10 protein-coding genes and 4 pseudogenes are annotated in these 14,573 nt (G+C 30.6%); 7 read left to right on the forward strand and 7 right to left on the reverse strand.

What is annotated here, in order from left to right; translation table 11 throughout:
- Window positions 1–142: 142 nt before the first annotated feature.
- Entirely contained in the window at window positions 143–430 is a 288-nt protein-coding gene (locus JJC05_RS12670) for a cell division protein ZapA (RefSeq protein WP_088391986.1), read from the reverse strand.
- A gap of 8 nt (window positions 431–438) precedes the next feature.
- A complete protein-coding gene (locus JJC05_RS12675; RefSeq protein WP_088391988.1) occupies window positions 439–729 on the reverse strand; it encodes a hypothetical protein in 291 nt (96 codons plus the stop codon).
- A 221-nt stretch (window positions 730–950) separates the two neighbouring features.
- Here JJC05_RS12675 and JJC05_RS17520 point away from each other — a divergent pair, with 221 nt between their 5' ends.
- The 4 genes and pseudogenes from JJC05_RS17520 to JJC05_RS12690 all read left to right on the forward strand — a co-directional run bounded on the left by JJC05_RS17520 (window position 951) and on the right by JJC05_RS12690 (window position 5,832).
- Complete coding sequence (locus JJC05_RS17520; RefSeq protein ID WP_258928931.1) at window positions 951–1,373, forward strand: M23 family metallopeptidase; 423 nt, start codon at window positions 951–953, stop codon at window positions 1,371–1,373.
- 80 nt (window positions 1,374–1,453) lie between these two features.
- A complete protein-coding gene (locus JJC05_RS12680) occupies window positions 1,454–2,560 on the forward strand; it encodes a hypothetical protein (protein ID WP_258928933.1) in 1,107 nt (368 codons plus the stop codon).
- A gap of 89 nt (window positions 2,561–2,649) precedes the next feature.
- Window positions 2,650–5,109, forward strand: a pseudogene (locus JJC05_RS12685) (TonB-dependent receptor).
- A gap of 36 nt (window positions 5,110–5,145) precedes the next feature.
- On the forward strand, window positions 5,146–5,832 hold the full coding sequence (locus JJC05_RS12690) for a hypothetical protein (protein ID WP_088391994.1): 687 nt from the start codon (window positions 5,146–5,148) through the stop codon (window positions 5,830–5,832).
- A gap of 66 nt (window positions 5,833–5,898) precedes the next feature.
- Here JJC05_RS12690 and JJC05_RS12695 read toward each other — a convergent pair whose 3' ends face one another.
- From JJC05_RS12695 to JJC05_RS12710, 5 genes and pseudogenes are all read right to left on the reverse strand, one after another.
- A complete protein-coding gene (locus JJC05_RS12695; RefSeq protein WP_088391996.1) occupies window positions 5,899–7,731 on the reverse strand; it encodes an ABC transporter ATP-binding protein in 1,833 nt (610 codons plus the stop codon).
- Window positions 7,731–9,457, reverse strand: a pseudogene (locus tag JJC05_RS12700) (phospho-sugar mutase). The gene JJC05_RS12695 and the pseudogene JJC05_RS12700 overlap by 1 nt, the downstream one beginning before the upstream one ends.
- Window positions 9,458–9,644: 187 nt before the next feature.
- Window positions 9,645–10,593 (reverse strand): annotated as a pseudogene (locus JJC05_RS12705) (glycosyltransferase family 2 protein).
- A gap of 2 nt (window positions 10,594–10,595) precedes the next feature.
- Entirely contained in the window at window positions 10,596–10,778 is a 183-nt protein-coding gene (locus tag JJC05_RS17525) for a hypothetical protein (RefSeq protein ID WP_258929754.1), read from the reverse strand.
- Window positions 10,697–11,125, reverse strand: a complete 429-nt coding sequence (locus JJC05_RS12710) for a DUF4199 domain-containing protein (RefSeq protein ID WP_258928935.1) — start codon at window positions 11,123–11,125, stop codon at window positions 10,697–10,699. The genes JJC05_RS17525 and JJC05_RS12710 overlap by 82 nt, the downstream gene beginning before the upstream one ends.
- A gap of 216 nt (window positions 11,126–11,341) precedes the next feature.
- Between JJC05_RS12710 and JJC05_RS12715 the strand changes: the two genes are divergently transcribed.
- From JJC05_RS12715 to aspA, 3 genes and pseudogenes are all read left to right on the forward strand, one after another.
- Entirely contained in the window at window positions 11,342–11,593 is a 252-nt protein-coding gene (locus JJC05_RS12715; RefSeq protein WP_014165095.1) for a type B 50S ribosomal protein L31, read from the forward strand.
- A gap of 296 nt (window positions 11,594–11,889) precedes the next feature.
- A pseudogene (locus tag JJC05_RS12720) lies at window positions 11,890–13,061 on the forward strand (GlmU family protein).
- Between the two features lie 63 nt (window positions 13,062–13,124).
- Window positions 13,125–14,525, forward strand: coding sequence for an aspartate ammonia-lyase (gene aspA / locus JJC05_RS12725; protein ID WP_127822738.1), 1,401 nt, complete (start codon window positions 13,125–13,127; stop codon window positions 14,523–14,525).
- The last annotated feature ends 48 nt before the right edge of the window (window positions 14,526–14,573 follow it).

The following is a 14,573-nucleotide window of genomic DNA, read 5'->3' on the forward strand; positions in this document are numbered from 1 at the left end:
TTCAAGCTTCCTACTGAAAGGCCTGCTATAGTATTGATGATTTGCCCTTTTTAAACGTTAGTGTTGAGTTTATCAAATGGGTACTAATGTAGGTAGTGTTTCTAAATTTATTAATTTTTTAAGAACGTACTTTTTATTCTGTTTAGAGATGTTTGTCTAATAAATCATTTAACTTTTTTAACTTTTCTGTCACTTGTAGATTTGAGGTTGTTATTTCCTCATTTTTTTGTTCTACTTGAGTGGCAAATTGTAGAGCACACATGGCGAGTAAATCTTGCTTATCCTTTACAGCATAATTTTGTTCAAACTGTTTTAGCATATAGTCAACCCTTTGGGAAGCTTTTAGTAAGCTTTCTTTTTGGCTAGGATCTACTGTTAGAGGGTAAACCCTTTCTGCTATCGAAATATCTATTTTTAGTTTTTCACTCATTATGCTTTCTAATCAGAAAGTTGTGCTATACAATAATCTATATCTTTGATTAATGAATTTATTTTGAGTTTCGTATCTCTTTTGAATTCGTCACTACCTAAAAGTGAGTTTGTAATTTTGACAGAGTCAAGTTCCGACTTTATTTTTTTTAAGTCTTCTCCTTGTTTTATAATAATTGATTCCGAATATCTAAGTTTCAGTCTTAGTTCTTGGTTGTCAAGTTTTAGGTTTTCCATTTTTTGGAAAAGTTCCTGAATCTTAACTTCAAGAGAATCAGTTATTACGTCTAGTTTACTCATCGTAACAAAAATACATTACATCACTTCACAAATTTAAATTTTAAAATGTATTTTAACAATAAGATTGAGGAAAAAAATGATAATTATCAATTTTTTATTCTTAATCGTTTTAAAATGAAACTTTTAAAAATAAAAAAATAGGACTGAAATAATGTAAAAGGAATCGTTATCTTAGCAGAAATAAAGAAAGTTTTTAAGTTTACAGCTGTAATTATTATGATATGGTTAAAAAGTTTTGGTTTTTTCTCTTATTTTTTTCTCTTGTAGCATTTACACAAGATAAATACCCCAAAGATTATTTTGGTTCTCCGCTAAATATTAATTTAAATATAGCAGGTTCTTTTGGTGAGCTTAGACCTAATCATTTTCATTCAGGAATTGATTTTAGAACCCAACAAAAAGAAGGTTTTCCAGTGTATGCCACTGCAGATGGTTTTGTTTCTCGTCTAAACGTTTCCACTTATGGCTATGGAAAGTGTTTGTATATAGATCATCCTAATGGTTATACTACCGTTTATGCGCATTTACAGCGTTTTTCAGAAACAATAGATCGGTATGTTCGGGAAAAGCAATATGCAGATAAAACCTTTGTTTTAGAATTACGCTTAAAAGACAATTTTTTAGTTGTAAAAAAGGGGATTTAATAGGTTATACAGGCAATACAGGAGGTTCTAGTGGTCCTCATTTGCATTTCGAAATAAGAAATACAAAAACAGAGTTTATTATGAATCCTTTCTTGTTTGGATATGATACTTTAGTAAAAGATACAAAAGCGCCTTCTATAGAAGGATTATATGCTTATGCCTTATCTATAAATGCTATAGTTAATGGTTCTTCTCAACCTATTATGGTTCCTTTAAGTTTACAATCAGATGGGACTTATCTTGCCACCCCAGTTAAAGCCAAAGATACCATAGGATTTGCAATAAACGCTCATGATGTATCCGATTTTAATTTTGGGAAAAATGGAATTTACAAGTTAAACGCATTTTTAAACGGAACACCTTATTTTAATTATCAATTTGATAGTTTTTCTTTTGATGAATCAAAACATATAAACTGTTTTATTGATTATCCAAGATACAAAAAAACACATCAACGTTTTCAAAAACTTTTTGTGGGGTATATATTTCCAGAAAATATTATTAAGCACAAAATAAATAACGGACAACTAAAAGTAGAACCCAATTATAACTTAAACTATGAAATAGAAATTTATGATTTTCATGGCAATAAAAATACCTTAATTATTCCCATAGAATTTTCAAATTCGAATAGTTCTATGGTGAATAATCCGCCTAAAACTCCCTATTTTTTAAAATCTCAAATTGAGCAATTGTATTCAAAAGAAGGGATTTCTGTATTCATTCCAGAACAAACGTTTTATGAAGATTTTTATATAAAATTTGATGTAAAGGATAAAGAGCTGTACTTACATGATGAGTCCGTAGCAATTAATAAACCTATGACCATTACATTTGATGTGTCTCATTTACCTAAAGAAGAACGTGAAAAAATGTTTATAGCTAATTTAGATCATAGCAGAATAGAATATAATTTTACAATTAAGAAAGAAGATCAGTTTATAATTAAAACAAAAAAACTCGGAAAGTTTTTTATTGCAAAAGATACGATAGCACCTAAAATTTATGCACCTAATTTTAAAATGGCTGAAGATTTAACTTCAAAAGATTCGTTGAAAATCTTTATTTCAGACAATTTATCGGGTATTAAATCTTATAATGCGTATTTAAACAATGAATGGATATTAATGGAATATGAACCTAAATTAAATAGATTAATTCATTTTTTTCCGATTCTAAATTTATAAATGGTAAAAATGATTTTAAGTTAGAAGTAGTGGATAATTTAGGAAATACAACTACATTTGAATCAAATTTTTATAAAACAAAACTGTAAATTTTGAAAACTAAATTTTCTTTTTTATTACTTCTATTTTCATTTAGCCTTTTAGGACAAATTGCCAGAGTTAAAGGAATTGTTTTGGATGAAGAAAACAATCCTGTAGAAGGAGTTAATGTATCATTTCAACAAAAAAGTACCAAGACAAATGAAAATGGATTCTATCAATTAGCCATTCCTTCAAAAGTAAAATCAAATTTAAAGTTTACACATTTATCTTTAAAATCAGCTGTTATTTCGTTAGAACTTAATCCCTAGTGAAGATTATGAATTTAATGTAGTATTAAAAAGTACAACAGAGCAGTTAGGCGAAATTGTCATATCGAATAACAGTAAAAAAAGAGTAGAGGGCATTACGACCTTATCACCAAAAGCTATTCGATTGATACCGGGAGCTAATTCTGGAGTAGAAAATATTTTAAAATCACTACCGGGAGTAAATTCTAATAATGAATTAAGTACACAATATGCTGTAAGAGGAGGTAATTATGATGAAAATTTAGTATACGTAAACGAAATAGAAGTATACCGTCCTTTTTTAATTCGATCAGGACAACAAGAAGGGCTAAGTTTTACAAATACAGACTTAATTCAGCATGTTGATTTTTCTTCTGGAGGATTTCAGGCTAAATATGGAGATAAATTATCTTCCGTATTAGATATAACTTATAGAAAACCAACTAAATTTGGAGCTTCCCTTGAAGCTTCCTTTTTAGGAGGAAGTGTTTCAATGGATAATGTGTCAAAAAATCAAAAATGGAATGCTATTACAGGAATTCGTTATCGAGATAATAGTTTGTTAGTAAAAAGTCAAGAAACACAAACTAATTTTAAGCCACGATTTGCGGATTTACAAACCTATATAACTTTTACTCCAAATATTAAATGGCAATTTGGGTTTTTAGGTAATTTATCACAAAATAAATACGATTATAGGCCTTTTTCTAGACAAACTAATTTTGGATCTTTACAAGAACCGATGGCTTTATTAGTACAATATGATGGAACTGAAAAGGATGCTTATATGACTACTTTTGGTGCTATAAAAGTTAATTATAAGATAAATGATGACTCCAATTTAAAATGGATTAATTCAATCTATCATACTATTGAACAAGAATATTATGATATAATGGCAGAATATCGATTAGGAGAGATAAATTCTAATCTAGGTGATTCTAGCTTTGGCAATGTTGAATATTCTAGAGGAATAGGCAGTCAGCTCACACATGCTCGTAATGATTTGGATGCTTTGATCATTAATACAGAGCTTAAAGGAAATCATAAGAAAAAGAAAATCAAATAGATTGGGGATTTAAATATACACGAGAGAGTATACGAGATAGAATTAGAGAGTGGGAAGTGATTGATTCAGCAGGTTTTTTACTAAACCCTCCCAAAATATTTCCTAAAAAAGAAGAACCTTATACAGTTTATCAAGGGCCTTTAGTACCTTATAACAGTGTTAGAGCTATTAATTATACAAATATTAATCGTTTTTCAGCTTATCTTCAGTGGAATAGGCGTTTGAGATGGAAAGAACATGAATTGTTTTTAAATGTAGGAGCAAGAGCGCAAAACTGGAGCGTCACAGATGGGGTTAACATAGGAAAAAGTCAAGTTGTTTTTAGTCCAAGAGCACAATTTGCTATAAAACCAAACTGGAACAAGGATATGTTTTTTAGAATATCAGGAGGTTGGTATCATCAACCCCCTTTTTATAGAGAATTAAGAGATTCTTTAGGAATCGTTAAACCCAATGTTAAGGCGCAAGAATCTACTCATATAGTCTTAGGACATGATTTTAGTTTTAAAATGTGGAAACGCCCTTTTAGATTAGTCACGGAATTGTATTATAAAGATATGAATAATGTAAATCCTTATACAATAGATAATGTTCGGATACGATACAGAGCTCTTAATAATGCGGAGGCTTATGCTAAAGGAATAGATCTTAGAATAAATGGGGAATTTATACCGGGAACGGAATCTTGGTTAAGTTTTGGCTATATGGATACACAAGAGTCAATAGATGATAAAGGATATATAGCACGTCCTACTGATCAAAGACTCAAGGTTGGAGCTTTATTTCAAGATTATATTCCTAATATACCTGCTTTAAAAATGTATCTTAATTTAGTTTATAATACAGGTTTGCCGGGAGGATCACCATCGTATGCTAATCCTTACGAATACCAATCAAGATTAAGAGATTATCGTAGAGCCGATATTGGATTTTCGTATGTTTTTACCGATAGAGCTAGATCAAAAGAGAAAGATAATTGGTTAAGACACTTTAGAGAACTAGCCCTTGGAATTGAAATTTTTAATATGTTCAATAACCAAAACTCGATTACGAACACATGGGTGCGGGATGTATATACTAAAAATCAATACGGAGTTCCTAATTATTTAACAACACGCGTGTTTAGTATAAAATTAAATGTGAAAATATAAACAAAAATGGGTATATTTAGATTAAATAGGATAATCATGAAAAAAAAGATTTTATATTTTTTACCTTTTATTATTTCATTTGGAAGTTGTAAAGAAGAACCCAAACCGAAAGTAAAATATGATAAGCCAGTAAAACAAGTTGAAAGAAAGAAAGATACCACTCGTTTATTAGTAGCGGATTTACCCATACAGTTTCCGACCTCCAATGTGTTAATTTATCCTATAGGAGAACTTAGAGTGAGTGATTTGAAAAAAGGAAGTTATGAAGGAGATAAAATGGATATGAATGGATTTAACGTATCAAGTGTCTTAGATGAAGAACTTACAGGATATTTACAAAATATTAAATTTCAAGAAATAGGAAAAGATTCTTTGCATGTATTAACAGATAAATCTGTTTTAATTGAACGAATGACATATCTTAAGTCTAAAAATATTTTAGTATATGTTATGGCAGATAATGATACAAATCAAGATGGAAAAGTAGATTCTTATGATGTAAAATCTTTGTATTTAAGTACTGATTTAGGAGATAAATTCACTAAAATTTCAGTTGATATGCAGGAGTTAATAGATTGGAACTATGTAGAAACAGCAAATAAAATATTTTTTAGAACAATAGATGATCGTAATAAAAACGGTGCTTTTGATAAAACAGATGGATTACATTATTTTTATGTAGATATAAAAAAAGATTGGGTAGCCCAAGAATTTAAAATGTAAAAATCTTTGATAATAAAAAAATGCCCCCAAACAGTTATTAACTTTAGGGGGCATTTTTTATAGTTTTTATTCTAAACTTTGCATCATGACAAGTTTCGAATAAGTACCATTTTTAGCAAGTAATTCGCTGTGTGTGCCTTGTTCAACAATTTCTCCTTTTTGCATCACAATAATATTGTCTGCTTTTTGTATAGTAGAAAGTCTATGAGCAATTACGATAGAAGTTCTGTTTTGCATCATGTTTTCAAGAGCCACTTGTACTAATTTTTCACTCTCTGTATCAAGAGCAGAAGTAGCTTCATCAAGGATCATGATTGGCGGATTTTTTAATACTGCTCTTGCAATAGACAAACGTTGTTTTTGTCCGCCAGATAATTTTCCACCTGCATCACCGATATTGGTCTCTATACCATTAGGTAAATTGATTACAAATTCATACGCATTAGCAACTTTTAAAGCATGAATAATTTCTTCATCAGTAGCTGTAGGTTTACCAATTAATAAATTATTCTTTATAGAATCGTGAAACAAGATAGAGTCCTGTGTAACAATCCCCATTAAAGATCTCAAAGACTGCATTGAAATTTCCTTAATATCGGTTCCATCTATACTTATTTTTCCTTCATTTACATCATAAAAACGAGTAAGTAAATTGGCAATTGTACTTTTTCCTGATCCAGATTGACCTACTAATGCAATGGTCTTTCCTTTTGGAACGTCAATAGTAAAATTTTTTAAGACATTGTTGTCATCTGCATAAGCAAAATGAATGTTCTCAATTTTGATAGAATTTGTAAAATCTTTTTTATCTAGAGCATCTGGTAAATCTACTATTTGGCTTTCTTGTTCTAGTAAAGTAAAAACCCTTTCAGCGGCAGCTAGACCACTTTTTACCTGATAAGAAGATTTTGAAATAGATTTAGCAGGTTGTAAAATAGTGTAAGCTAATGCGATATAACCAATGAAGGCTGTTCCAGCAAGGCTTTTTTCAACCAAAACCAAATGACCTCCATACCATAATAAAGTAGCAATAGTTACGATACCAAAAAATTCACTCATAGGAGAGGATAGATTGTTTTTATTTGCTATACTGTTTGATAATTTTAAAACACGATTAACAGAATCATTAAATTTTTGAATGAAAATAGATTCTGCATTAAATCCTTTTACAACTTTTAATCCTGATAAAGTTTCGTCTAAAATAGAAATAAAAATACCTTGTTCCTGTTGGGCTTTTTGCGATTTAGATTTTAATGTTTTACCAATTCTTGAAATTATAAATCCTGAAATAGGAATAAATATAAAAACAAATAAGGTAAGTTTTATACTAATAAATAACATAGCAATAATAGAAAAGACGATAGTCATTGGTTCGCGAACGATAAGTTCTAAGATTTGGAAAAAGGAATTTTGAACTTCTCCCACATCTCCTAACATACGAGCCATAACATCTCCTTTTCTAGTATCTGAATAATAAGAAACGGGGAGATTAATAATTTTGCTATATAACTTAATACGTAGATCTCTTAATACACCATTTCTTAATATTGTAACCTGTCTGGATCCTAAATAGTTAAATAAGTTTTTTAATAAAGCTGTAATGATTACAATACTTATAACAACTAATAAAGCGTTTTGTTTACCATATTCATCTGAAATTTCAGTTAATTTATAATTAAAAGAATTTGATAAAAAATCCTTTAAATTAGATAAACCTGTGTAAATAGGCTTTTTACTAATTTTTGTATTTTGTTTAAAGAGAACCTCTAGAGTAGGCATAATAGATACCATTAAGAGTGTGCTGAACAAAGCATAAAGGATGTTGAATGTAATATTCCAAATAATATTTGTTCTGTATCTTAATGCGTATGGAATTATTTTTTTTAAATTATGATCCATTAGTTCAATTGCATATCGTTAATGATATTTTTAATTTTTTCGTCCAATTGTTTCTCCGCTTCGGGTATATCATCAACCGATTCGATGGTGCAGTTTACACTGAAATAAAATTTAATTTTAGGTTCTGTACCACTTGGACGTGCGCATATTTTACTTCCATCTTCTAAATAATAAATCAATACGTTCGATTTAGGAATGTTAATGTCGAATTCTTCATTATTCATGAGGTCTTTACCTTTTGATGTTTGATAGTCTTCTACACAAACCACACGGTTTCCGTTGATTTCTTCCATTGGATTTTCGCGTAAATCCTTCATCATTTGTTGGATTTCTGCTGCGCCATCCATTCCTTTTTTGTAATAGAAATAAGATGTTCTTTATAAAAACCAAAATCCACATAAAGTTCCTCTAGTCTCTGATATAATGTTTTGCCAGCTTCTTTTGCTTGCGCAGCAATTTCGCAAACTAATAAAATAGCACCTACAGCATCTTTATCACGAACAGCATCGCCTACCATAAAACCAAAACTTTCTTCACCTCCTCCAATAAATTTTTGGTTTGGAAAATCTTTAATGAATTTAGCAATCCATTTAAATCCTGTTAATCCTACTTTACATTCTACTCCATAAGCTTCTGCTAAATCAAGCATCATAGGGGTAGAAACAATAGTAGATCCAATAAATTCAGTACCTGTTAACCTATTAGATTTTCTCCATTGCTCTAATAAAAATGCGGTCATAATAACCATCGTTTGATTCCCATTTAAAAGAATCATATTGTTTTGATTGTTTCGTACAGCCACTCCTAGGCGATCCGAGTCAGGATCAGTTCCTATAACGATATCAGCATTTATTTTATTGGCCAAATCAATTGCCAAACTAAGTGCTTCTGGTTCTTCGGGATTAGGTGATTTGACAGTAGGAAAACGACCATCTGGAATGGCTTGTTCTTCTACTATATTTAAATCATTATATCCAGCCGCATTCAAAACATTAGGTATTACCTTTATAGAAGTGCCATGTAATGAAGTGTAAACAATCTTTAAGTTTTTCTTAGCCTCAGCTGTTGTGTTAAAACTAGCGTTTTCAAGTGTGCTTTTTAGGAAAGCATCGTCGATCTCCTGATCTATATATTCTATAAGTTCTGGATTAGAAGCAAAATTTATATCACTATATTCTAGCGCTTCAATAGCCTGTATGATTTCTTTATCTTGTGGAGGAACAATTTGGCCGCCATCTTGCCAGTACACTTTATAACCATTGTATTCAGGTGGATTGTGTGACGCTGTTAGAACAATACCTACATGGCAAGCTAAATGGCGTACTGTGAATGATAGTTCAGGAGTAGGTCTTAATTCAGAAAATAAAAATACTTTAATTCCATTAGCAGAAAATACATCAGCAACAACTTTTGCTAGTGTGTTACTGTTAGCCCTACAATCATAAGCAATAGCAACTTTTATTTCTTCGTTTGGAAAACATTTTTTTAAGTAATTAGATAAACCTTGAGTGTTTTTACCCAAAGTATATTTGTTAATTCTATTGGTCCCTATTCCCATAACACCGCGCATACCGCCCGTTCCAAATTCTAAGTTTTTGTAAAAACTTTCTTCTAATTCTTTAGGTGATGAAGTCATCATTTCCTTGATAGATTCTTGAGTTTCGTCGTCAAAAGTGGGTGTTAACCAAATATTTACTTTTTCTAAAATTGCCTGTTCAATGTGCATAATTCTTTTGGTTTTATAGTCAATTTTTTAGTTTTATTATGGCTTTTTATTTTTATGTTTTGATCTCTATAAAATAAAGATTTCTAATTTTTTAAAAACAAAGCCTGTATTGTTTTAAGAAAGTTAGAGCAAGTATTAGAGAATGCTCTTAAAGATTCCGCTAATAGTTGAGCTCAATTTATTTAGGTTATAAGATTTCTTGAATTTTATATCGCTCTTCATTGTGTTTGGTACGAAGAATTATTTCACCCAAAAATCCTGCTAAAAATAATTGAGTTCCTATAATCATTGTGGTCAAAGCTATGTAAAACCAAGGATTATTGGTAATTAAGATTGTTTCTTGATGGGTGTAAAGTTTCCAAAGTTTAACAGCCCCTATGTAGCCTGCGGACAAAAAACCAATCATAAACATGAGAGTACCCAACAGACCAAATAAGTGCATGGGTCTTTTTCCAAATTTACCTAAGAACCAGATGGTAATCAAATCTAAAAAACCATTTACAAAACGATCAATTCCGAATTTTGACTCACCGTATTTGCGGGCTTGATGCTGTACAACCTTTTCTCCAATTTTTTTAAAACCTGCGTTTTTAGCTAATACAGGTATATAGCGGTGCATTTCGCCAAAAACCTCTATGTTTTTTATGACCGTATTTTTGTAAGCTTTTAAACCGCAGTTAAAATCATTAAGTTGTACACCAGATGTTTTTCTAGCGGCTGCATTAAAAAGTTTAGAAGGCAGGTTCTTAGTTAATGTATTGTCATAACGCTTTTTTTTCCAGCCTGAAACTAAATCAAAATTTTCATCTGTAATCATCTGGTACAGTCCGGTATTTCATCAGGACTGTCTTGTAAGTCGGCATCCATCGTAATGACTACATTTCCTTTTGCCTTGGCAAAACCAGCATGTAAAGCTTGACTTTTTCCGTAATTACGCAAAAAACGAATGGCTTTAAGATTTTCGTTTTTAATGCCAATTGCTGTATAACGAGCCAAGAATTATCCGTACTTCCATCATCTATAAATAAGACTTCGTATGAATAATTGTGTTGAGTCATTACACGTTCAATCCATGAAGTCAATTCTGGTAATGATTCTTGTTCGTTTAATAAAGGTATTATAATTGATATATCCACTTTTATAGTTGATTTGACGATTTTGTTTTGAAAAATGCAGACAAAATTAAACCAAAAATTGCACTTATTAAAATTGTAAAAAGAGTTCCTTTAAAAAAGTTAGCTATCGAAAACTGATCTTGATTTTCAATTTGTTTAATAGATTCTTTAATAACGGATCTAGGTGTTCCAAATTTTTGAAGCATTCCCCCGTTTCTTTAATTATAATTTCCTTTACGCTTTGTTTTAGAGAAGGATCCACAAGGTTAAATAAAATTACTTCGAAAAAAGTCCCCATAACTATTCCAATAATAGTAGCTATAAAATAGGTAGTAAAAGTTTCTTTAAATGTAATGCCTGTTTGAAAATCTTTTTGCGTTTTTCTCAGTAAAAGGATGATTATAATCAAGTAAAGGCTATACTTAACAAAGGTAATCCAACCTGAAGTAAATAATTCAATATTGATAAGGTAAATGAAAAGCGTCGTTAATATTGAAATAAGCCCTATTACTAATCCGTATTGAACCCCATTTTTTTTGATAATCTCATTCATAATTTGATGTTCTAAATTTAGTTTAACAAATATAAGTATTTTGATAGTAAGTAGTTTTAATATTAAAAATGTTACATAATAATTTGTATATTAAAAAAATGTATTAAATTTGCGACTTAAATTAAAAATAAAATATTACAAAAGCCGTTGTAGTTCAATACCTTTTAGAGATAAAAGCATCAAGAATAAAAACAGCAAAACATAAACAGATTTATTATGAAAAAAGGAATCCACCCAGAAAATTACAGATTAGTAGCTTTCAAAGATATGTCAAATGATGACGTATTTATTACAAAATCTACAGTTGAAACTAAAGAAACAATTACACATGAAGGTGTAGAGTATCCAGTATTCAAAATGGAGATCTCTCGTTCTTCTCACCCTTTTTATACTGGTAAATCTAAATTGGTTGATACAGCTGGACGTATTGATAAATTCAAGACTAAATACGCTAAATTCAATAAATAATATTGAAATCAAAATAGTTAGAAAGCACCATTTGTATGGTGCTTTTTTATTTTACCATTTTTTTGAAATTTATTAGAAATTTCTAATTTAAAAATGGAATTTGCTTATTTTTGAAATGTTAAAATAAAAGATATTCCGAAAGTAAAGAATTACTATTTAGTTTGCGTTCCTTTTTAAAGAGGAAAAGATTTATAATCCATTGTTTCTTATGTCAATTATAGTATAATGAATTAAACGGATTTAAATAAAGAGAATAGCCGACTTTTTGAATACCTTTAGATAAAATTTAAATATATATGAACTACATACTTTTTGATGGAAATGTACGTAATGCTTTACTTCCATTTACTTTTACCCGACCTGTAGCTGATATTCGAGTAGGAATTTTAACTATTCGCGAAAAATGGGAAAAATTCTTAGGATATACCACCACAACCATAACTGAGGAATATTTGTCAGAAAAATACCCTATGGTAGAAATGGATGAAAATGTCATGATTAATGCGTCTTTTTACCCAACGATGTATTAGTAGAAATGGTAAAATCTTTAGAAGAAAATCAAGCTATTTTTTATAAAGAAGAAGTAGTTGCTTTTTATAGTAAAGAAAATCAAGAAGTGGATTTTGATACTTTTGAAATAATAGAATGTACAGTAGATTGTATTACAATACAACATACATGGGATATTTTTGCCAAAAATGATGTTGCACTTCGTGAAGATTTTGAATTAGTTACAGAAGGAAGAACCTCGCAACCTATACCAAAGTCAGTGAACGTTATAGCACCTGAAAATATTTTTATAGAAGAAGGAGCTAAGTTAGAATTTGTAACACTTAATGCCTCTACAGGTCCTATTTATATTGGTAAAAATGCCGAAATAATGGAAGGATCTGTTATTCGTGGTCCTTTTGCTTTGTGTGAAGAAGCACAAGTAAAATTAGCAACTAAGATTTATGGAGCTACCACAGTAGGACCTCATAGTAGAGTAGGAGGAGAAATTAATAATTCTGTCTTATTTGCTTACTCTAACAAAGGACACGACGGTTTTTTAGGCAATTCAGTATTAGGAGAATGGTGCAATATAGGAGCTGATAGCAATAACTCTAATCTAAAGAATAATTATGAAGAAGTAAAACTTTGGAGTTATGAAACAGAAAATTTTGCTCGTACAGGACTTCAGTTTTGCGGATTAATGATGGGTGATCATAGTAAATGCGGAATTAATACCATGTTTAATACAGGTACCGTAGTGGGGGTTTCTGCTAATATTTTTGGATCAGGATTTCCACGTAATTTTGTTCCTAGTTTTTCTTGGGGAGGAGCTTCTGGTTTTACGACCTATCTTACATCAAAAGCCTTTCAAACAGCTAAAATTGTAATGGGAAGACGTCATGTTGAATTTTCAGAACAAGATGTTAAAATTTTAGAACATATCTTTGAAGAAACTAAAAAATATAGAAAAGAATAATTAAAAAATAAATTGAAATAAGAAACCGCGAATGTAAATTCGTGGTTTTTTAGCTTTGAAAAAATGTATAGAATAGAAAACGATTTATTAGGTGATTTACAAGTTCCTGTAAATGCTTATTATGGAGTGCAAACGCAACGTGCCATTGAAAATTTTAATATTTCAGGAGTAAGATTATATCAATTTCCTGAATTTATAAAAGGGTTAGCTTATGTGAAATGGGCTGCAGCTGAAACAAATTTTGAGCTAGGATTACTCGAAGAAACCATAAAGAATGCCATTGTACAAGCTTCTAAAGAAGTGATTGAAGGAAGGTTTGATAGTGAATTTCCAGTTGATATGATTCAAGGTGGAGCAGGTACTTCTACCAATATGAATATCAACGAAGTTTTAGCTAATAGAGCCCTAGAAATTATGGGATATGAAAAAGGGCAGTATCAATTTTGCTCTCCTAATGATCATGTAAATTTATCACAATCTACAAATGATGCCTATCCGACAGCCATAAAAGTTGGAGCGATACGCTCTAATATGAATCTGATTTCCCATTTAAAAGAATTAATAACCTCTTTTAGAAAAAAAGGCGAAGAATTTAAACATGTTTTAAAAATGGGACGGACACAGTTACAAGATGCAGTTCCGATGACATTAGGACAAGAATTTGAAGCTTTTGCGGCAACCTTAGAAGAAGAAATAGAACGATTAACCCAAAATTCAAACCTTTTTTTAGAAATTAACATGGGAGCAACTGCTATTGGTACAGGCTTAAATGCTCCAATAGGTTATGCCCAGTTATGCGCTCAAAAATTAGCCAAAATAACCGATCTAGCTATAGTATCAGCTCCCAATTTAATTGAAGCAACACCTGATACGGGGTCTTATGTTATTTATTCGTCAGCGTTAAAACGTATGGCAATCAAAATGTCAAAAATATGCAATGACCTACGATTATTATCCTCAGGACCTCGTTGTGGATTAAACGAAATTAATTTACCTCCTATGCAGCCGGGCTCCTCTATCATGCCGGGAAAAGTAAATCCTGTTATTCCAGAGGTAATGAACCAAGTTTGTTTTCGTGTAATAGGAAATGACCTAACCGTTACTATGGCTGCCGAAGCAGGGCAATTACAATTAAATGTCATGGAGCCAGTGCTGATTTATGCTATTCTTGAATCGATGCAATTAATGAGCCAAGCGATGGATACTTTAAGAGAAAAATGTATTGAAGGTATTACAGCCAATGAAGAGCATTGTCGTGAAATGGTACTACATAGTATAGGCATTGTAACCGCTTTAAATCCATATATAGGATATAAAAACAGTACTAAAATAGCTAAAGAAGCACTAGAAACAGGTAAAAGTGTATACAATTTAGTTTTAGAACATAATATCCTTTCTAAAGAACAATTAGACGATATTCTAAATCCAGAAAATATGTTAGCACCTAAAGCCTTTCATAAATAAAAAAAATACCAATTTTATAAAGATCATTTGATAAGCCAAACAAATTGT

The sequence above is a fragment of the Flavobacterium davisii genome, assembly GCF_019565505.1.
GTDB classification, from domain to species: domain Bacteria; phylum Bacteroidota; class Bacteroidia; order Flavobacteriales; family Flavobacteriaceae; genus Flavobacterium; species Flavobacterium davisii.